Annotated in this window: 13 protein-coding genes; 6 read left to right on the plus strand and 7 right to left on the minus strand. The window is 68.2% G+C overall.

The window, feature by feature from the left end:
- Nucleotides 1-9: 9 nt before the first annotated feature.
- Together VFZ09_RS32120 and VFZ09_RS32125 are read right to left on the minus strand one after the other, a co-directional pair.
- Nucleotides 10-738 (minus strand): hypothetical protein, encoded by a 729-nt coding sequence (locus tag VFZ09_RS32120; RefSeq protein WP_329731534.1) that lies wholly within the window; start codon nucleotides 736-738, stop codon nucleotides 10-12.
- Nucleotides 735-1958: an AAA family ATPase gene (locus VFZ09_RS32125; RefSeq protein ID WP_329731535.1), complete on the minus strand. Its 1224-nt coding sequence runs from the start codon at nucleotides 1956-1958 to the stop codon at nucleotides 735-737. The genes VFZ09_RS32120 and VFZ09_RS32125 overlap by 4 nt, the downstream gene beginning before the upstream one ends.
- A gap of 120 nt (nucleotides 1959-2078) precedes the next feature.
- Here VFZ09_RS32125 and VFZ09_RS32130 point away from each other — a divergent pair, with 120 nt between their 5' ends.
- The 4 genes from VFZ09_RS32130 (at nucleotide 2079) to VFZ09_RS32145 (ending at nucleotide 6135) form a co-directional block, all read left to right on the plus strand.
- Entirely contained in the window at nucleotides 2079-3650 is a 1572-nt protein-coding gene (locus VFZ09_RS32130) for a hypothetical protein (RefSeq protein WP_329731536.1), read from the plus strand.
- Nucleotides 3651-3719: 69 nt separating this feature from the next.
- Complete coding sequence (locus tag VFZ09_RS32135; protein ID WP_329731537.1) at nucleotides 3720-4586, plus strand: fatty acid desaturase; 867 nt, start codon at nucleotides 3720-3722, stop codon at nucleotides 4584-4586.
- A 31-nt stretch (nucleotides 4587-4617) separates the two neighbouring features.
- Entirely contained in the window at nucleotides 4618-5835 is a 1218-nt protein-coding gene (locus tag VFZ09_RS32140) for a hypothetical protein (RefSeq protein WP_329731538.1), read from the plus strand.
- A 150-nt stretch (nucleotides 5836-5985) separates the two neighbouring features.
- Nucleotides 5986-6135 carry a hypothetical protein gene (locus VFZ09_RS32145; RefSeq protein ID WP_329731539.1) on the plus strand — a complete coding sequence of 50 codons (150 nt, stop codon included), beginning with the start codon at nucleotides 5986-5988 and terminating at the stop codon, nucleotides 6133-6135.
- A gap of 15 nt (nucleotides 6136-6150) precedes the next feature.
- Here the strand turns inward: VFZ09_RS32145 and VFZ09_RS32150 are convergent, their stop codons facing one another.
- Nucleotides 6151-7200, minus strand: a complete 1050-nt coding sequence (locus VFZ09_RS32150; protein WP_329731540.1) for a hypothetical protein — start codon at nucleotides 7198-7200, stop codon at nucleotides 6151-6153.
- A gap of 185 nt (nucleotides 7201-7385) precedes the next feature.
- Between VFZ09_RS32150 and VFZ09_RS32155 the strand changes: the two genes are divergently transcribed.
- Nucleotides 7386-12713, plus strand: coding sequence for a trifunctional serine/threonine-protein kinase/ATP-binding protein/sensor histidine kinase (locus tag VFZ09_RS32155; protein WP_329731541.1), 5328 nt, complete (start codon nucleotides 7386-7388; stop codon nucleotides 12711-12713).
- 108 nt (nucleotides 12714-12821) lie between these two features.
- A complete protein-coding gene (locus VFZ09_RS32160; protein ID WP_329731542.1) occupies nucleotides 12822-13676 on the plus strand; it encodes a fatty acid desaturase in 855 nt (284 codons plus the stop codon).
- A 4-nt stretch (nucleotides 13677-13680) separates the two neighbouring features.
- On the opposite strand, the gene VFZ09_RS32165 is transcribed toward VFZ09_RS32160, so the two are convergent.
- From VFZ09_RS32165 to wzy, 4 genes are all read right to left on the minus strand, one after another.
- On the minus strand, nucleotides 13681-16449 hold the full coding sequence (locus VFZ09_RS32165; protein ID WP_329731575.1) for a glycoside hydrolase family 44 protein: 2769 nt from the start codon (nucleotides 16447-16449) through the stop codon (nucleotides 13681-13683).
- Complete coding sequence (gene epsD, locus VFZ09_RS32170) at nucleotides 16449-18050, minus strand: exopolysaccharide biosynthesis glycosyltransferase EpsD (RefSeq protein WP_329731543.1); 1602 nt, start codon at nucleotides 18048-18050, stop codon at nucleotides 16449-16451. Before epsD ends, VFZ09_RS32165 begins: the two co-directional genes overlap by 1 nt.
- Entirely contained in the window at nucleotides 18047-18709 is a 663-nt protein-coding gene (locus VFZ09_RS32175) for a hypothetical protein (RefSeq protein ID WP_329731544.1), read from the minus strand. Before VFZ09_RS32175 ends, epsD begins: the two co-directional genes overlap by 4 nt.
- Nucleotides 18710-18816: 107 nt before the next feature.
- Nucleotides 18817-20349, minus strand: a complete 1533-nt coding sequence (gene wzy, locus VFZ09_RS32180; protein WP_329731545.1) for an exopolysaccharide repeat unit polymerase — start codon at nucleotides 20347-20349, stop codon at nucleotides 18817-18819.
- Between the last annotated feature and the right edge of the window lie 17 nt (nucleotides 20350-20366).

The following is a 20366-nucleotide window of genomic DNA, read 5'->3' on the forward strand; positions in this document are numbered from 1 at the left end:
GGAGGCGCTTCACAGTTCCAGCTTCTTGAGACCGTTTTCCACCAGGGCCACCTTCAGGGTTTCGGTGGCCTGATTCCATCCGGACCAGTCGTAGCGTCCGAGATCTTCGACGGGCATTCTTTCGGCGAGGCTCGCTTGCATCTTCGCGTTGAAGCTGCCCCCGAAGGTGCGGAGCAGGCGCTGGAGCTCGGCCTTGGCGTCCTTCTTCAGCGCGTCCTCGTCCGGCACGGGCACGGTACAGTGCTCGCGGTCGTAGGCGAGCTCAATGGCCCGCTTGCTCGTCAGCCATGCCTGGATCTCCGGCGCGGGTTGAAGCAGCGGCACATGGGTACCGAGGCTCGTGTTGACCACATGTACGGCCTTGATGGCGGAGGATGCGGCTTCATCCGCATCATGTGTGGCCACGAGCAGGTCGACAGGGACTGGCCCGCGCAGTGGTTTCAGTGCCGCCGAGACGAGTGGCGCAAGCGCATTCGAGTCGGCGAGGAGCTCGGTCATCGCTGGCTGACGCGGGAGCCGTGGTGCTGGGGGTTGCAGGACGTGTATCCCATCATTGTCCTTGAGCCCTCGATGCCAGGACTGACCGGGATGGCGCAGCGGGTATAGGGCACGCCTCACGAGGATCTCCATGGCGCCCTGTTGATCATGGGGAACGCGGGCGAAGGGCGGCAGCGTGCGAGGCTTGCCGCGCTCGTCCTTGCCTTCGCCGAGCACGATGACGCGTAGAGGCTTTTTCATGCCCCTGTCCCTGGCACACCGCCGAGAGCCCCCGAGTACCAGAGGTCACCCGCGTTCGCCTGAAACTTGTCGACAAGTGTGCGCAGGTTTTCGCTTTCGGGAATGGCATGAATGAGCGTGCTCGTCTCGTTGCTGTACTCTACGACGCGGAGTTCCGAGGGTTCCACCCAGCGGACGAAGTCAACTGATTGGGTCGCGACGACAACCCGCAGCGGATGGCCGGTGAACTCTCCAGCTGCGAGGGAACGCAGGAATTCGACTCGCTTACCCATCAGATGAGGATGGAGAGCCGCTTCTGGTTCATCGATGAGGAGCGTGCCGTGCGGAGGCGTCGTTGCTCCAGCCCAGAGCAGGAACAGCGTTGTCAGGACACCATCCGCTTCCATCTGAGCCGGAATCAGTTGCTTCGAGCGTTGGGTCGAAAAGACCAGGTGCTGGATCTTGCCTTTGGCACCGATGTCGAAGCGGATGCGCTGGATGTGCGGGAAGAGTTCGCTCAGCCTCTGCGAGATGGCCTCGAAGCGCTCACTTTCCCGATTCTGGAGGGTGGCCAACGCTGCCACGAACCCCGAACCGTCTGGCCATACCTCGTTGTCAGAGGTGGGATGGAGCATCGCCGTGCTGTTCGGCCGAAAGTAGCGGGCGGTTCCGAAGGATTCCAGGTATTGGACAAGGCCCTCAGTTTCCTCGCGAAACGGAGGAAGCCTTCCGACCTGGGAAAGCATCCACGTGATGGAAAATTGGCGTGGCTGCGACAGGCTGATTGGCCGATCGTCGATCCTGAGCGCCTGAATTCCCATGTCACTGCTGAGCGAACGTCCATTCTGATCTCTCAGTTGTTCATTCAGGATCTGCGGTTCGGCCTTTTGCTCTGCACCCGGTTGCGCAACGATGTTGCTGCGTACTTGCTCCCAATCAATGCCGAGCGTCATTTCGTAATCGGGTTGAGTGGAACCAGGCTGGACGAATCCACGCAGGATGAGGCGCTTCGCTGCATCTCCCCCGTTGATGATCTGGGGCCAGTGGGAGCCCGTCAGTGAGTAGCCCGCGTATTTCACCTCCTGCATGGGATGGTTCCGCAGCATCGCGAACAGCTCGATGCCACGCATGACGGTCGTCTTGCCGGAAGCGTTGGACCCGAGGAGCACCGTCAGGGGGCTGAGCGACACACCCGTCTTCTGGATGGGGCCGAGGTTCTCGATTTCGATTCGTTCCAGCATTTCCGCCGAACATGCCCAGCGGGCCAGAATCGGTCAACGCCCGGGAATCGACGAACGTTGAGCGTCCCGTCCATAGGGCCGGACTTGAGGGCTCGGGCCGACTCGGGCATGTGAGCACGCATGGGACTGGGTGATGCGTTTCGCTCGTGGCGGCTCTCGCGTGAGGTGCGCCGGCTGCTGGTCGCCGGGGAACGGAAGAACGCGCTCGCGCTCGTTTCCAGCGTGGGTGGGCAACTCCGGGCCAGCGCCCTGGTCGGTCTCGCCCAGGACTGCGACGAGGACGAGCCGGAGCTCGCGTGCGAACTGCTCCAGCAGGCGCTGGTGCGCTCTCCCCAGGATGATGGCATCACCTGGCTGCTGGCCCGGTACGAGGCCCGGGCGGGCCGGGTGCGCTCGTCCGTCGAGCGGCTGCGCGCACTCCGGCTCCGTCACCCCCGCCGCGTCGATGTGCTGGCCGAGCTGGCCAACCACCTCATCGCGCTGGAGCGCGCCTCCGAGGCGGAGCAAATGCTGACGGGCTGGGAGCAGTCGCTGGAGCCCCGGCTCCTGTGCCTGCTCGGCAAGGCCCGCTTCGCCCAGGCGCGTCTGGAGGAGGCGCTTCCCCCGCTGGAGCGGGCGATGGCGCTGTACGAGGAGATGATCCGCAGCGACCCGTACGGTCAAGCCGTGCGCGATGACGCGTACGTGGAACTGGAGGCGCTCCACTCGGAGGTGCTGGCCTCCTTGCATGGCCACGAGGCGTTGGTCGTGGACGCGGCGCGCCGGCGCAAGCTGGACGCGCACGCGGGCGTGAACTTCCTGCTGCTCGCGGCACACCAGATGGTGGGAGCGCCGTGCCGTGCCCCCAGCCTCACGCTGCTCCCCATGGAGCGGATGCGGGCGCTGGCGGACGAGCGGCTGCGCGAGGACGCCTCGGATGTCGTGGGTCTCGTCCAGCGGGGCGGGGTGGCTCTCCGGGAGGGCCGGTTCAGCGACGCGCTGAAGCACTTCGAGCGGGCGCACGAGCTGTCTCCGAGTGACTTCGCGCCACTCCTCGGCAAGGGCATGGCGCTCGAGCTCTCCCAGCAGGATGTTCTCGGAGGCTTGAAGCACCTGCCCGACGTGGGCTCGCTGGAGGGCCTCGAGCGCGTATTCCCGGACTGGCCGGCGCTGACCGAGCGGGAGCGCCGCGTCGTGCATGCCTCGGCGCTCCCCTTGCGCCAGTTCCTCCCGAACCTGGCCGCGAGGGGCTTCCGCCTTCGGATCCTCCCCCTGGACGTGCGCGTCTCGGACGTGCCCGAGCTCGCCCCTCTCCGCGAGGAGCGGGCGGGGGAGGGTGACCATCGGACCTTCGAGGCGCTCCACGGCGTGACTCACGGGAATCTGGCGATGGCGAAGGTGGAGGGGCTGTTGAGCCTGTCGCCCGGGGCGAACGGGTGGGTGCTTGCCCACGAGTTCGCGCACCTCGTCCTCATCGCGGGGCCCGGCACGCTCCGCTTCCGTGTGCAGCGGTTGCTCCGGCGGGCCGAGCGCACGGGTTACGTGGGGTCCGAGTACCAGAAGCAGAACGAGGACGAGTTCTTCGCCTGTGCGTACACGGAGTACCTCGCGCGGCGCTATGGACTCGAGGTGGAGCAGCAGCTGGATGACCGGGGGGTCTCCGCCGACGTCTTCGCGCTCTTCGAGGAGCTGGAGCACCCGGTCCAGGGGTAGCCATCCCAGGCCGCCGGTTCGTTCTGTATACTGGAGAACCCTCCTGCCTGGCCCCCCTTCTCATAGCGCATGACCCTGTTCCGACACCCTGAAGACCGTATCCCCGTCCTGTTGTTCCTGTGTGTGTTCGCGCTCGACCTGACCGTGTACTTCACGGCGAGCAGCTGGTGGCTGCCCGTGCTGTGGCTCGCGGTGATGGCCATTCCGAAGGGGTGGATCAGCGCGTGGAACCACCACCACCAGCACCTGAGCATGTTCCGCCACGCCCTGCCCAACCGGCTGCTGGAGATCGTCTTCGGCTTCCAGACGGGCATCATCTCCCACGGGTGGTTCCTGCACCACGTGGTCGGCCACCACCTGAACTACCTCGACCAGGAGAAGGACGAGTCGCGTTGGAAGCGCGATGACGGCTCCACCATGGGCGAGCTGGAGTACTCCCTCAAGACGGCGCTGACGGCCTATCCGCGGGCCTGGCAGGTGGGGCGGCGCTACCCCAAGGCGCTGCGCGTCTTCCTGGCCATGGGCGTGGTGCAGGTGGCGCTGCTGGGCGTGCTCTTCTGGCACGACTGGTACAACGCGCTGTTCGTCTTCCTGCTGCCCATGTGCCTGTCTCTCTACCTCACCGTCTGGGCCACGTACTTCCACCACGTGGGGCTCGAGACTCGGGAGCACGCGGAGGCCTCGTACAACATCCTCCACCGGGGCTACAACCTGATGACGGGCAACCTCGGCTACCACGCCGCGCACCATGCGAAGCAGGGGCTGCACTGGTCGAAGCTGCCGCAGCTGCACGCGCAGATGGCCAAGGACATCCCCGCCACGCTCTACCGCCAGCCGGGCATTCCCTTCGTGTGGAGCGGCTCGGAGGAGAAGCTGGAGCTGAGTGACGAGCAGGTGGCGGCGGCGCTCACCCGGGTCCGGCCCGCGGGCTCCTGAGCCCGGACACCTGACGTGAAGTGACACACATGTGACGACGGTCTTCTTTCCCGACTGCGAGGCGACCTCGCCCAATGGCCGGTTCACCCTGGAAGCCCGCTCGCATCGCGCCCTCGAGGAGCGCGTGTACCAGGACGACTTCGTCTACCGGCTGTTCGACGGGGACCGGGTCGTCTGGGAGCGGCGGCAGGGTCCTGGCGAGCACGGGCCGCACCAGGTGTTGGTCTCGGATGACGGCTGGTCGATCCTCCGGACCCACGGCTACACGCCCCAGGTGATCGCCGTGTCCCCGGAAGGGCACGACACGATTCACGTGCTCCTCCGAAGAGCCCGTTCGGCGCAGGAGCCAGCGCAGGGGCCCGGGCAGGCGCGGCGGTGCGAGTGGGTGATCGACCCTCCCTACGTCTTCATGGGAGGTCTTTTCTGGGCGGGGGAATCGTGGCCGTACTTCTTCCAGGTGGATGGCACGGCCTGGTTCGTCTGGAGGACGAGCTGGGGCCCGCGGCTGGTGCTCGATCTCACCCAGGGGCTCCTGGTGCCGGAGGACAGTCCGGCCCGGGCCGCCATCACCCGCGCGATGGACGAGGCGGAGAAACGGGGCGCGTACCACCTGCTGTGGAAGCTGGCGGCCCGGCTGTACGAGGTCCAGCAATTCCTCGCGAGCCGCGAGCGCCCTTCCATCGGGGACAAGCCCTCGCCCCTCCAGGTCCAGCTCAGGCACGTGCGGCCCGCCTTGAAACTGGTGGGGCTGCATCGGTGTGAGGAGGCCCTGCCGGTGCTCCGGTTCTGGGAGCGGCTCGACCATGCGGGCTCCTCCCAAAGCAGTACGGCGATGGGCCGGGGTTGGGACGTGGAAGAACAGGCCTTCCGGCCCCTCCTCCACCACGCCCTGCGGTTGCTCGGGGAGGAGCCCCTGGGGTACGCGGCCTACCACTTCCGCCCGGGGCGCGGACACGCCCGGTTTCCGGTGCCCGAACATGTGGCCCACCGGCGCGAGCGAGCCGCGGAGCTGGACCCGGGCATGTCCGCCGAGCAGGTGCTCCAGCGGGTGGGCTCGCCGGACCACGTCCGGCAGCACTCGCATCCGGCCGGCAAGTTCTATCGCTGGACAGAGCAGTGGGACTACGACTTCCGGGTTGCCGGGCAATGGGTGACGCTGCGGCTCACCTGGGAAGAACACGAATCCCGGGGCCGCCTCTCCCATATCCAGGAAGCGCCAGCCTCCTGGCTCCAGGCCGACGAACGCTAGAGGGGGAATCCAGACCGATGACAAGCACTGCGGGCAGGCGTGGCCGTGACGCGACGTTCGAGGCCATCCGCTCCGCTCCAGAGTGGCGGTCCTATGTCCAGCTGATTCGAGCTCCCCGACGAGCGCACCGTGTGCCTGGGCGAGGACGTCATGCTCCTGAGGGGCTGGGGCTTCGCCGCGCGCACGCCCGAGGTGCTGGCCAGGCTCGAGCGGGCCGCACGGGAATCCGGCCGGTCGTTCCCGTCCATCCGGCAGCGGGGCCGGATGAACGCGTGGGACGCCATCTGGGTGGCGGAGTGAGCCCGGAGCGCCAGGTCAGCCGCGCACGGTCTCCGGCCGCTCGCCCGGCTCCGTTTCCCGGGGGCCCCAGGCCTTGGTGAGGTAGACGCGGGCCTCCTTCACCAGGTCCGCCTTGTGCCGCATGTAGTTGAGCGAGTTGTAGTCGTCCATGTGCTCCGACGGGAGGACGCCGAGCGAGGGCGGGTGGTGGCCCAGGGAGAAGCGCATCGGGTTGCCCTCCTCGCGCGGGAGGATGGACTCGAGCTCCACCGTGGCGAGGTCCAGATAGGGATGGGTGGCCTCGTCCCAGGCGACGTTGCAGTTGAAGATCTCCGGGCTGTCGTCCGGCTGGGGCGTGTGGAGTTGAATCTGCAGCACGTACTGGACGGGGCCGCGCGAGAGCCGCTCGACGAGCTCCTGGCGGAGGTAGTCGGGAGGGCGGCTCTCACCGGGCACCACCGCCTCCTTCCAGCGGTTGCGCAGCTCGTCCTTCGACATGAGGCCCGACTCGGGGCAGCGGTCCGCGGGCACCAGGCGGTACTTGGCGTAGCGCAGCACGCCGTCCTTGCCGACGAAGCGCGTGGCCGTCTGTGAGTGGTAGTAGAGCTGCGCGAACGAGGCGGGGTCCTTGCGGATGCCGTCCTCGGCGGCGAGCAGGCCGCGCGGGTACTTGTCGTAGTAATGCCAGTACGCGAGCTCGTTGACGCGGTGGCGCCGCTGCTGGGAGAACTCGGCGAAGTTCCGCGCCGTCCAGAACAGCGAGATGGTGCCGGTGTTCAGCTCGATATCCAGGGGGCTGTCATCATCACTGTCCGCGAACTTCAGCGACGCGGAGCGCACCTGGATGATGGTGTCGTCCTCGTAGGAGGCCGAGGCGTGCCGGAGCCGGCATTTGAACTCGCGGCCGGGCTCGAAGAAGTCATGCGCGGGGAAGGCGGGCGTCTTCGTGATGCGGATGCGCCCCTTCGCGGTGATGCCACTGTTGTGGGACATCCGCTCGCGCTTCAGGGAGAACACCAGGCACAGCGCCCAGGCCCATGCGTACGAGAACAGCCAGAGCTGCGCCTTCTTGAAAACCTTGGTCATGTCAATGAGTTCTTTGCCTTGGAGACCGGCTGGCGGGGAACTGTAGGGACGAGGACAATTCCACGCAAGCCGGGCGCTCGGGCAGGCACGAGGGCCAGCCATGGGATCGGGTCGTTGCTTCGTGTTCCGACTCGATTTCAGATGCCCGGCGGGCAGCGCTGAAACGGCGGAATATGAGGAGCCAGGTGATTTCGGGATACGGCCTGCGGGAGAAGCTCTTCGAGAGCCGGCACTCCCTCATCTACCGGGCCGTGCGCGAGGCGGACGGGCGCCTGGTGGTGCTCAAGCTGGTGCACGCGGAGTATCCGACGAGCGAGCAGCTCGCGCGCTCGAGGTACGAGTTCCGGATGACGCGCCAGGCGCGCGGCGAGGGCGTCATCGAGGCGCTCGCGCTGGAGGAGTTCCGGAATGGCGTGGCGCTCGTGCTCGAGGATTTCGCGGGCCGGCCCCTGTCGGAGCTGCTCGGCGCCGGGCCGCTGGAGCTGCGGCGCTTCCTGGACATGGCGGCGCGCCTGGCGGAGGCACTCGGGGGGGTGCATCAGCGGCGCATCATCCACAAGGACCTCAACCCCTCGAACATCCTCTACAACCCGGACACGGACACGCTGAAGCTGATTGATTTCGGCATCTCCACCGAGCTGTCGCGCGAGGTGCCGACGCAGGTGGGGCCGCGGGTGCTGGAGGGGACGCTGCCGTACATCTCGCCCGAGCAGACGGGGCGGATGAACCGGGCCATCGACTACCGGACGGACCTGTATTCGCTGGGCGTCACGCTGTACCAGCTGGTGACGGGGCGGCTGCCCTTCACGGCGGCGGACCCGATGGGGCTGGTGCACGCGCACATCGCCCAGGTGCCGGTGCCTCCGCACGAGCTCGTCCCCGCGGTGCCGGTGGTGGTGTCCAACATCATCCTGCGGCTGTTGGCCAAGCGCGCCGAGGAGCGCTACCAGAGCGCCTTCACGCTCCGGGCGGACCTGGCGCGGTGCCTGGAGCGCCTGGACGGGCGGGGAGACATCACCGAGTTCCCCATCGGGTGCAACGATGTGCCGGACGTGTTGCGGCTGCCGCAGCGGCTGCACGGCCGCGAGCGCGAGACCCAACTGCTGCTCGAGGCCTTCGAGCGCGTCGCGAGCGGGGGCAAGGAGCTGCTGCTGGTGGCGGGCTACTCGGGCATCGGCAAGAGCGCGCTGGTGCACGAGCTGCACAGGCCCATCGTCGAGCGGCGGGGCTATTTCATCTCGGGCAAGTTCGACCAGTTCAACCGCGACATCCCCTACGCCTCGCTCATCCAGGCGGTGCAGGAGCTGGTGCGGCAGTTGCTCACCGAGCCCGCGGAGGAGCTGGCCTGGTGGAAGGAGCGGCTGCTGGAGGCGGTGGGGGCCAATGGGCAGCTCATCATCGACGTCATCCACGAGGTGGCGCTCGTCATTGGCGAGCAGCCGCCGGTGCCGGAGCTGTCGCCGACGGAGGCGCAGAACCGTTTCAACCTGACGTTCGAGCGCTTCTTCCGGGTGTTCGCGGACGCGGCGCACCCGCTGGCCATCTTCCTGGATGACCTGCAGTGGGCGGACCTGCCGTCGCTGAGGCTGCTGGAGCGGCTGATGACGGACGCGGAGACGCGGCACCTGCTGCTCATGGGCGCCTATCGCGACAACGAGGTGGACGCGGGACATCCGCTGCTCGTCACCGTGGAGGCGATGCGCGAGCAGGGCGCGAGGGTGGGGGGGATCTCCCTGTCGCCGCTCGGGAGGGAGGACGTCATCGGGTACCTCGTGGACACGCTGCAGTGCGGGCGGGACGAGGTGGTGGCGCTGGCGGAGCTGTGTCTGAAGAAGACGGGGGGCAATCCGTTCTTCCTGGGGCAGTTCCTGCTGTCGCTGCACGAGCGGGGCGAGCTGCGTTACGACACGCGCCCAAGCCGCTGGCAGTGGGACGACGCGCGCATCTCCCGCATGGAGATGACGGACAACGTGGTGGACCTGATGGCGGGGCGCATCCGCGGTCTGGCCGAGCCGGTGCAGCACACGCTCCGGGTGGCGGCGTGCATCGGCAACGTGTTCGATCTCCAGACGCTCGCGGTGGGCCTGGGTGTGCCGGCCGCCGAGGCCGCCACGGCGCTCTGGCCCGCGCTGAAGGAGGGGCTCGTCCTTCCACTGGATGGCGCGTACCGGTTCGCGGAGGAAGCCCAGGGCGTCACCTACCGCTTCCTGCATGACCGGGTGCAGCAGGCGGCCTATTCGCTCATTCCTCCGGAGCTGCGGGGCGCGCTGCACTTGCAGGTGGGCCGGCTGCTGCTGCGCGGGGCGAGCGAGGCGGAGCGCGAGGAGCGGCTCTTCTCGCTGGTGGGCCACCTCAACGCGGGCTCCCCGCTCATCGAGGCACGGGAGGAGCGGGACGCGCTCGCGGAGTTGAACCTCGCGGCCGCGCGCAAGGCGAAGGCGTCCACCGCGTACGCGGCGGCGATGAGCTATCTCCAGAAGGGCATCGCGCTGTTGGGGGAGGACGGCTTCCAGCGGCGGCACGCATTGGCCATCGAGCTCCACCTGCAGGCGGCGGAGGTGAGCTATCTCAACAAGGAGTTCAACCGCATCGACCTCTACGCGCGGGAGGTCCTGGCGCACGACGAGGACGTGCTGTTGCGGGTGAAGGTGGCGGAGATCCGCATCCAGGCGTTCAACGCGCAGAACAAGCTGGGAGACGCGGTGCACACCGCGCTGGGGATTCTCGAGGTGCTCGGCGTCCGTTTCCCGGACACGCCCACCGAGGCGGATCTCCTGAAGGCGGTGGGCGAGCTGGACGCGGCGTTGGCGGGCAGGCCCATCGGTGCGTTGCTGGAGCTGCCGGCGCTGACGGATCCGGTGAAGGTGGCGGTGCTGCGCATCCTGGCGACGACGATTCCGACGTCGTACCTGTATGACCCGAGGCTCTTCCCGCTGCTGGCGGTGAGGCAGGTGGCGTACTCGGTGGCGCACGGCAACGCGGGCCCGTCGGCGAGTGGCTATGCCTCCTGGGCCATCATCCTGTGTGGAGCGCTGGGGCGCATCGACGACGGGTACGAGTTCGGCAAGCTCGCCTCGCGGGTGCTCGCGCGCTACGACGCCCGGAACTACGAGGCCCGGACCGAGTACATCGTCTCCTGCTACATCGCGCACCACAAGGAGCACGTGCGCCGCAGCGTGCAGGCCTTCAAGGACATCTACCGCACGGGGCTGGAGACGGGAGACCTGGACTTCGCGAGCTACTCGCTGGTGTCCCAGGCCACGCAGCTCTACCTGGGGGGCGTGGAGCTGGCGCAGGTGGAGCAGGTGACGGCGAGCAGCATTCCGGCGCTCGTCCAGCTGCGGCACGAGCCCGCGCTGAACTACACGCGGGCGGTGCGCCAGGTGGTCCACAACCTGATGGGCCGCGTGGAGGAGCCCACCCGGCTGGTGGGCGAGGCGTATGACGAGGAGACGATGCTCGCCTTCCACCAGGAGGCGCGGGACTCGTATGGCCTGGGCAGTGCGTACCTGTGGAAGCTTCAGCTGAGCTTCCTGTTCGGCCGCCGCGCCGAGGCGCTGAAGCACGCGGATGCATTGAGGACGCAGCTCAACGGGCTGGTGGGGCAGTTCCAGGTGCCCACCGCGCTGCTGTTCGGCTCGCTGGCGGTGTTGGCGAACCTCCCGGACGCCTCGTTGGAGATGCGGGGGCCCCTGTTGGCGCGGGTGGAGGGGAACCTGGAGCGGCTGAAGATGTTCGCGGCGCACGCGCCGATGAACCACGCGCACAAGTACGCCCTGGTGCGGGCGGAGCGGGCGCGCGTGCTGGGCGAGCCGGAGAAGGCGCGGGAGCTGTACTACCAGGCGATGGCCCTGGCCCACGAGAACGAGTACCGGAACGAGGAGGCGCTCGCGGCGGAGCTCTTCTCCGAGTTCGCCTCCAGCCGGGGGGAGCTCGAGCTGGCGGGCCTGTTCCTGGAGAAGGCGCACCACCTGTACGGGCTGTGGGGCGCGAAGGCGAAGGTGCAGGAGCTGGAGCGGCGGCACCCGGAGCTCGCCGCGGTGGTGATGGCGAGGCACCACGCGCGGCGGATGGACACGCGGCAGACGGACACGGTGAAGGAGCTGGAGAGCGTGGGCTCGGCGCTCGACCTGTTGTCGGTGCTGAAGGCGTCGCAGGCGCTCTCGGGCGAGGTGCACCTGGAGGGGCTGCTGAAGAAGTTGATGGGCATCGTGCTGGAGAACGCGGGAGCGCGCCGGGGCCTGTTGATGGTGGAGGGCGAGTCCGCGCTGGGCGTGGTGGCGGGCCCTGGTGGAATCGAGCTGGTGCACGAGCCGGTGGAGCAACGGGAGGACGTGTCACAGGCGATCGTCCGGTACGTGCACAGGACGCATCAGGCGGTGGTGCTGGGAGACGCGGCGAAGAGCGGGGCGTTCATCTCGGACGCATACGTGGCGAGGCACCGGCCGAAGTCGGTGCTGTGCCAGCCCATCCTCCACCAGAAGAAGCTGGTGGGAATCCTGTACCTGGAGAACGAGCTGGTCTCCAACGCCTTCTCCCCGCAGCTGCGGCAGGTGTTGGAGCTGTTGTCGGCGCAGGCGGCCATCTCCATCGAGAACGCGAAGCTGTACGAGACGCTGGACAGCCGGGTGAAGGCGCGGACGCGGGAGCTCTCCGACGCGCTGGAGCGGCTGAAGGAGACGCAGCGGCAGCTGGTGGTGCAGGAGAAGCTGGCGTCGCTGGGGATGCTGACCTCGGGCATCGCGCACGAGCTGAAGAATCCGCTCAACTTCGTGAACAACTTCGCGGACCTGTCGGTGAAGCTGGGCGAGGAGCTGGTGCAGGAGTTCACCGGGCAGAAGGAGCGGCTGACGCCGTCCAGCTACGAGTACCTGAGGGAGCTGGTGCAGGACCTGCGGCAGAACGCGGTGAAGATCCACGAGCACGGCAGGAGGGCGGACGGAATCGTGAAGGCCATGCTGCAGCACTCCTCGAGGCCGGGGACGGGGCAGCGGCAGCCGGTGGACGTGAATGGACTGGTGCGGCAGTACACGGTGTTGGCGCTGCAGGGGCGGGGAGAGGGCGCGGCCAGTGGGGTGAAGCTGGAGACGCACTACGACGAGTCGCTGGGGGAGGCGGAGTGGGTGGCGGATGAGATTGGCCGGGTGATCATCAACCTGCTGGAGAACGCGCTGCACGCGGTGCAGGCGCGCAAGGCCCGGGAGGGGGAGGGCTACACGCCAGTCATCTCCGTCACGACGCGGGCGGTGGGAGACCGCATGGAGCTGCGGGTGAGGGACAACGGGACGGGAATCCCCGTGGCGCTGAGGGAGCGCATCTTCAGCCCGTTCTTCACGACGAAGGCACCGGGGAAGGGGACGGGGCTGGGGCTGTCGCTGAGCCACAACATCATCGTGCAGGCCAACGGGGGCACGCTGACATTCGAGTCAGAGGAAGGCCGGTTCACCGAGTTCGTGGTGACGCTGCCCCGGAAGGCTCCGCCGCCGGCCTCCGCGCCCCAGCGGACGGCCTGAGGAGCCTCCGTCCGCCTCCCTAGCGGTTTCTCCCTATGTGGGAATCCAGCCGGGCGCTGTGTATCCTGCGCGGCCCATCTCGGTGATTTCCACCTGTGTGAAAGACGAATGACCCTGTTCCGGCACCCCGAGGATCGAATCCCCGTCCTGCTGTTCGCGTGCGTGTTCGCGCTCGACCTGACGGTGTATTTCATGGCGAGCAGTTGGTGGCTGCCCATTCTGTGGTTTGGCATTGGGATCATCCCCAAGGGGTGGATCAGCGCGTGGAACCACCACCACCAGCACCTGAACATGTTCCGCCACGCGCCGCTCAACCGGCTGCTGGAGATCGTCTTCGGCTTCCAGACGGGGGTGACGTCCCATACGTGGTTCCTCCACCATGTGGTGGGCCACCACGTGAACTACCTGGACCAGGGGAAGGACGAGTCACGCTGGAAGCGCGGCGACGGCAGCACCATGGGGGAAGTGGAGTACTCGCTCACCACGGCGCTGACGGCCTATCCGCGGGCCTACGAGGTGGGGCGCCGCTATCCCAAGGCGCTGCGCATCTTCCTGGTGATGGGCGGGGTGCAGCTCGCGCTGCTCGGCGTGCTCTTCTGGCACAACGGGTACAACGCGCTGTTCGTCTTCCTGCTGCCCATGGCGACGTCGCTGTACGTGACGTCCTGGGCCACGTACTTCCACCACGTGGGGCTCGAGACGCGGGAGCACGCCGAGGCATCGTACAACATCCTCCACCGGGGCTACAACCTGATGACGGGCAACCTCGGCTACCACGCCGCGCACCACGCGAAGCAGGCGCTGCACTGGTCGAAACTGCCGCAGCTGCACGCGCAGATGGCCAAGGACATCCCCGCCGCGCACTACCGTCAGCCGGGCATTCCCTTCGTGTGGAGTGGCTCGGAGGAGAAGCTGGAGCTGACGGACGAGCAGGTGGAGGCGCTGGCTCGTCCGACGCCGTGAGCGCCTACTGGGCGACGGTGAGGTCCAGCACGGTGATGGACCAGGGCGGCAGGAGCACCTGCAGGCTGCTGCCCGCCTGGAAGAAGGACTTGCGCTCGGCGAAGCCCGAGGGCTCTCCGGCGTAGCCCAGCACCCGCGCGTTGGAGACGTTGCCGCAGCCCTTGAGCTCCACCTGGGTGCTGCGGGCGGCGTCCGGCTCCAGGTTGAGGGCGATGGCCACCACGCGCTTGCCGTCACCGCTGCGCGAGGCGAACAGCGACATGCCCTGCGAGTCCGCGCCCTTCTCGAACCTGGAGGGCACGTAGTTGTCCTGGAAGCGCCCGCCCTTGCCGTCGAAGTTGCGGAAGGCGCGGAACGCCCAGAAGGCCGGGCTGCGGTTGGGCGGGTAGGTGAAGAGGAAGGCCGAGGTGAGGTTGTACTCGGCGAAGCGGCCCAGGGCCTCGGCCTGCGCGAGGCCTCCGCTCATGTGCCCCGTGGCGCCGAAGTTGTACTCGCCGATGGAGACGCCGCGGCCCGGGTAGTTCTCCGCCACCCAGCGCTTCATGCGCGGAATGAGCTCGACGGAGTCGTCGATCCACGACTCGTCCTTGTACTTCGGGTCCCACAGCGCGCGCGTGGAGCGGATGCGCCGCGCGGACGTGTCCGGGTCCGTGGCCCCGCGCTCCTCGAAGCCGATGCCGTCGCCCTGCGGGTAGAAGTGCAGGTCCAACACGTCGAGGACGCGCGTCCCCGTCTGCTTCTCGTGCTCGGCGAGCTTCTTGAGGTACCAGGCGATGAGCGGCGTGTTGCCGTGGGCCTTGCGGTCCTTCTTGTTGCCGCCCGGAGCCATGTCCGCGGCCGAGTTGAAGTAGTTCGTCCACCCCCACTCGGCGGGGCCGGCGATGAGGCCCTCGGGGTCCGCCTGGCGCACGGCGGTGCCGTAGGCGATGGTGCGCTCGAGCAGCTCGTCGTAGGTGACGGGCTCCGGGTGCACGTCCCGATGCGTGGTGTTCCAGAGCATCGGCTCGTTGTCGAGGATGTACATCTGCACGCCGCGCCCGCGCGTCTTGTCCTTCTCGCGGATGGAGCGCACCCACTCGTGGATGAAGGCGGGAGGCGCCTCGACACTCGTCTGGGCGGGGGGCAGCGGCGTGAGGCCCTCACCCGAGAGGGCGATGCCGTTGCCGGCCTCCGTCACGTCCGGATCCATCTTCTGCTGCGCGCCGAAGAGGGACTTGGGGAAGGAGACGGAGGAGGAGTCCTTGGCCACCCAGCCGAGCATGGGCACGGTGAGGGCGGACTGGAGGCCGCGCTGCTGGTTGGCCTGGAGGAAGCTGTCGTAGGTGTACTGGGGGCTGGTGCCGAGGACGATGTTGCGGAAGAAGTAGTCGTTGGCCGTGTTCCAGACGTTGCCCAGCTTCCAGTTGTAACGGGAGGTGGGGTTGCCGCCCCAGCGGCGCGCGGTGGCGCCGAGCTCCCACTGGTGGTTGTCCTTGAGCTCGCGCAGGTTGTTGAAGGCGATGCCGTAGATGAGCGGGCTGATGGGGTGGCCGGGCTGGGTGCAGTCCACCACCACCTTGGACGTCTTCGCGTCGCCGAGCGCCACGCGGCCACCGCCCACGGCGGAAGCGTCCGGAGGGCCGGGCTGTCCACCGGCGGTGACGGGGATGGTGCCCACGTTGGCGCTGGTGACGAGCCGGGCCAAGCCCACCTGGTTCAGCTCCACCCACTCCGCGTCCACCTTCTTGTGCGCGCGCAGGACGATCTGCGTGAAGGCGTGCTTGTCCGGGTTGAGCTGCTCCATGGGGACGAACACCTGCGTCCAGTCGCCCTCGCGCGCGGTGACGTACGTGTCCGACAGCTTCACGCGGGGAAAGAGGACCTCGCCCTCGGTGTCCAGCCGCAGCTCGAGGAAGTCCCCGAAGCCCGAGGGCGCGCGGTAGCGCAGCGCCACGCCGCCGTACTCGCCGCCCAGGCCCTTCTTGTGGAGGATCCACCCGCCCAGGTTGGCCATGCGCAGCCTCGCCGGGGTGGGGCCCTTCAGCTCGCGCTCGGACCAGCCGCGGTCCTCCCAGCCCGGCTGCAGGCCGTTGTCATAGGCCAGCTCCACGGGCTCCACGACGGCCCGCGCCGCCTCGCCCGGCTGCTGCGACTGCTGTTGCACGAAGGCGGTGCCATCCGCGGGCGTCATGCCACCGGGCGCGGTGAGGCCCACCTGGTCCATCTCCACCCAGTCGTTGCCCACCTTCTTGTAGGCGCGGATGACGATGCGGCTGAAGGGCACCTTGTCCGGGTTGAGCTTCTCGAAGGGGATGAAGAGCTGCACCCACTCGCCCTCGCGGCGCGCCACGTGGCTGTTGTCCACGCGCACGCGGGGGAAGAGCGTCTCGCCCTCCGAGTCCAGCCGCACCTCGAGGAAGTCGCCGAAGCTGGAGGGCGCCTTGTAGCGCAGCGCCAGGCCGCCGAAGTCACCCTGGATGCCCTTCTTCTGCAGCATGAAGCCACCCAGGTTGGCCATGCGCATCTTCGCGCTGCCCTGGTGCTTTGGATCGCGCTCGGACCAGCCCTCGTCCTTCCAACCCGCTTGCAGTCCACCGGCCCACGCGGGCTCGGTGAGCGGGGGGATGTTGTAGACGCCCGAGGGCGAGGACGGCGCGCCCTGCGAGGTGGCCGCCTCGGAGGTGTTCTGCTTGCAGGACTCCAACAGGGGCACGCACAGGGACACGCCGGCCAGCAGGGCCGCGCGGGCCCTCCTGCCATGCCTGAAACCCACGTTCCAGCCGGACCGCCGCATCACTCGCCGTCCACGTCCTTGCGGGGGATGATGCGGGCGGGGATGCCCACGGCCACGCTGTCCGGGGGCACGTCCTGGAGCACCACCGCGTTGGCGCCGATGCGCGAGCGGGCGCCCACGGTGATGGGGCCGAGGATGCGCGCGCCGGCTCCCACCCACACGTCATCCTCGATGACGGGGTAGCCGTCGTCCTTGGCGGTGCCCACGGTGTTGTTGCCGTAGAAGCGCACGCGGTTGCCCACCTTCGCGTCGCCGCCCACCACGGTGCCCAGGCTGTGGACGAAGTACACGCCGCTGCCCAGCTCCACGTCCTTGCCAATCTCCACGCCGAGCACCGCCGTCTGCGCCACGCGCAGCGCATGGTTGCCGAGCGGAATGCCCAATCCGAGCGCGGCCTCGCGCAGCCGCTGCAGCGCCAGCACCCGGTAGCCGTCCGAGGTGAGCACCATGGCGGCCACGGCCTTCAGGCCGGGCTGGCCGTACTCGGACTTCGCCACCTGCAGCGCATCCTCCTTGAGCGCCCGGGCCAGCTTGAGCACCTGGCCGGGCCGGCCGGCGGTGAGCGCATAGCGCGCCACGTGCTTCGCGGCCTTCGGGAGCGAGCCCGCCTCGGTGCGAGCGCCGCGCAGGTACTCCATGGCGTACGTCACCGAGGTGCCCATGAAGGCGGCCTTCTTCAGGCCGGCCTTGTCCGCCAGCTTCGCCGCGGCCATCACCGCCTGCGTCACCGGACGGGTGGCCTCGGGCGCCACCACCGCGGCGGCCAGCAGCGGCCGGGCCAGCGGATTCATCTCGAAGAGGTAGCGCCACGGATCCACCTGCGGCACGTCCGCGTGCTTCGCCGCCACGCGCGAGTCGAAGATGCCGTAGCGGTGCGCGCGCTTCAGCCACTTCTCGAAGCTGGTGTGATCCGAGCCGTGCAGCACGTACGCCTCGGTGCAGAACTCGAAGCGGCAGCCGGCCTTCTCCAGGCGCACGCCCAGTTCAATATCCTCGGACTGGCCCAGGCTCTTGTCGAAACCCCCGGCGGCCACGTAGTCCTCGCGGCGGAACGACACGTTGCCGGTGAAGAGCTGCCAGCCGTGGGCGCGCCGCTTGGGGCCGCTCATGCTCGCGGCGATGCGGTTGTTGAGCCACGCGTACCACCGCTCGAAGAGCGGCATGTCGGAGATGGCCGGATCCGGACGGATGCTGCCGATGACGACGTTGCGCGAGCCCTTCGGGTGACGCGCCAGGTGCCTGGCGAGGAAGTCCTCGGCCACCTGCATGTCGTCGTCGGTGATGAGCACCACCTCGCCGCGCGCCGCGAGCACGCCGCGGTGACGGGCCGCCGCCGCACCGGCGTTGGCTTGCGTCTCCACGCGCAGGCTGAAGGGCAGCGTCAGCTTCTCCAGGTGGGGCGCCACGGGCTCGCGCGAGCCGTCATCCACCACCACCACCTCGAAGTCCGAGGCGGGCAGCGTCTGCCGGGCGAACTGGCCCAACAGGCGCTGGATGAGGTCCACGCGGTTGTAGGTGGCAACGACGACACTCAGCCGCGGGCGCGAGGCCACGGGCCGAGGTGGAACGGCGGCGCCAGAGGCGCCGTGGGCTGCGCTCATTTCTTCGGAGCTCCGGACGTGGGCTGGAGGGTAACGCTTCCGAGGAAGCGCTCCTTCCCAATCAGGTCCAGCGTACGGCGAGCGGAGGTGTAATCCGAAGTGCCGAGGGAGACGCACAGCAGCGCCCGCTCGGCCGCCAGGGCGACTTCCAGGCCCACGGGGTTGGCGACCACGGAGTCCAGCAGCACCACCACCCGGTCTCCCTGCTCCACGTAGGCCATCATCTCGGCCACCACGTGCTGGGCGGCGCCGATCTCCAGGCCCTCGGCGTCCAGGAAGTGCACCGGCGTGCTGCTCTGCTTGTTGGCCACCTCGAGGATGGCCTGCACCACCTGCATTCCGGAGCCGCCCTCGTGCGAGGGCACCACCACCAGCGACGACCACCGGCCGCGCTGGTTGAGCATCGCCCACAGGTGCAGCAGGGTGCTGGACGGGACGCTGCTGGTGCTCTTCTGCTGCTGAGGCGCTGGCTGCTGCTGCTCGACGACCTCGGCCGTCCCTTCCCCGGTGAGGGCAGGGGCGGACGGAGACGCAGGGGCGGGCTGCTGGCGGTTGCCTCGAATCACCGACAGCGGCTGCACCACGCGCCGCTGATCCGGTGGGTTCGGACCACCGCCCCGGGAGCCACCCTTGGTCTTCTTGTCGTGAGGCTCGAACATGGGCAAGGCCATGTTACCGCGTTGCCGGGCGTTTGGCATCTCGGAAGCGACGGGGCTCTGGCCCTGACTGTCGTATTTCCGTGGCCTCTTCGGTTTGCGGTGCGGTATCATACCAGATTTCCTACGGGGCTGGCCGTTTTCTCAGGCGCCGAGACTTCGTTTCGCAGGCGTTGGGCGGTCGGCCACGCATTCGTCACCGTGGCGAGCTTCCCCGCACACGTCGCGGCCATTGCCACCAGGATGGTGCCCAGCCAGCTGATGGTGCCCATGTCTCCGAAACACTGGTTGGTATAGGCCACAATCACCGACATCGCCACCAATCCTCCCGCGCGGGCTTCCGGCTCGTGCGCCCGGTGGTAGGCGCGGACGGTGAGGAACATGGCGATGGACACCCAGCTCCACAAGCCCGAGAAACCGATGATTCCTCCGAAAGCGAGCATTCCCAGGACGGAGTTGTGGGGGTGGTACAGGTAGTCGGCGAAGGCGTGGGAGATGTCGGGCAGTTTGATCTTCTCGAGGAAGGGATGCCCCCAGCCGGTGCCCAGGATGGGGTGCTGCTCCCAGGTGTAGACGACGTCGAGGTTCTCGATGTCGCGGTAGTCCATCTGCCCCTTCTGGAGGTTCTCGCCCTCCACCAGCGACTTGAAGACACCGACGATGCCGAAGATGCCGGTGGGGTTGGACCAGCCCACGGCGAGGTAGAAGGGGAAGAGCGGGGCGACGAAGAGGCCGGCGCGGGTGGCGTAGCGCTTCACCTGGTGCCAGGGGCTGACGGCGTACGCGGCGATGAGCGAGAACGTGAGGCTCACGTACGCCAGGCGCCGGTCGTTGTAGTGCATGCCCATGAAGATGACGGCGCACACCCAGACCATGCGCCAGAAGTGCTTGCGGAGGGGCTGCTCCATCCACGAGGCGATGACGCACATGAGGCCGGTGACGTAGAGCACCGTGTCCGAGTGCGTGGTGGCGTACTCGTGGTACAGGCCGCGGGGCCGGGCGATGGTGAGGATGAAGAAGGCGCCCATGAATGCCTTCACGCAGCAGCCCACGATGACGATGCGGCCCACGGTGCGGAAGTCCTCGGGTCCGCGCAGCGCGACGTTGAAGAGCGCCACCAGCAGGGGCAGCGACATCATCTGGTGCCACTGCCACTTGGCCACCACCGAGTTGCCGCCGTTGATGTAGATGCCCCACAGCTGCAGCCAGAGGATGGTGGCCGGCACGGCGAGCAGCCCGAGGACGAGCGGCCTGGGCAGGGGTGGCGTGGGCGGACCGTCGATGGTGATGCCCATGGCGCGCCGGTAGGCGTTGAGCCCGAGCAGCCCGACGGTGGCCACGTCGATGAGGGGCAGGGACATGCCCGGCTTGGTGAAGAGCAGCAGGCCGGGGAAGTAGAGGGGGGACTGCCAGTGGCCCTCGTAGGGCACCTCGGTGACGAGGTCCACCGTGACGGCCATGGCGAAGATGGCGAGCGCCAGCGTGCGGATCTTCTGCTGGCACACCCACCACCCGCCGATGACGGCCGCCACCGGCAGCATGGCGACGGCCGGAGCCAGGACGAGCAGCCCCAATGTCGCCAGCGCCAGGACGGCCAGCGACGCGTAGAAGACGAGGGGACGGGAGAGGAAGTCCTGGATCATCGTCCGGAGCGGGCCGA

Source organism: Archangium sp. (assembly GCF_036277355.1).
GTDB lineage: Bacteria > Myxococcota > Myxococcia > Myxococcales > Myxococcaceae > Archangium.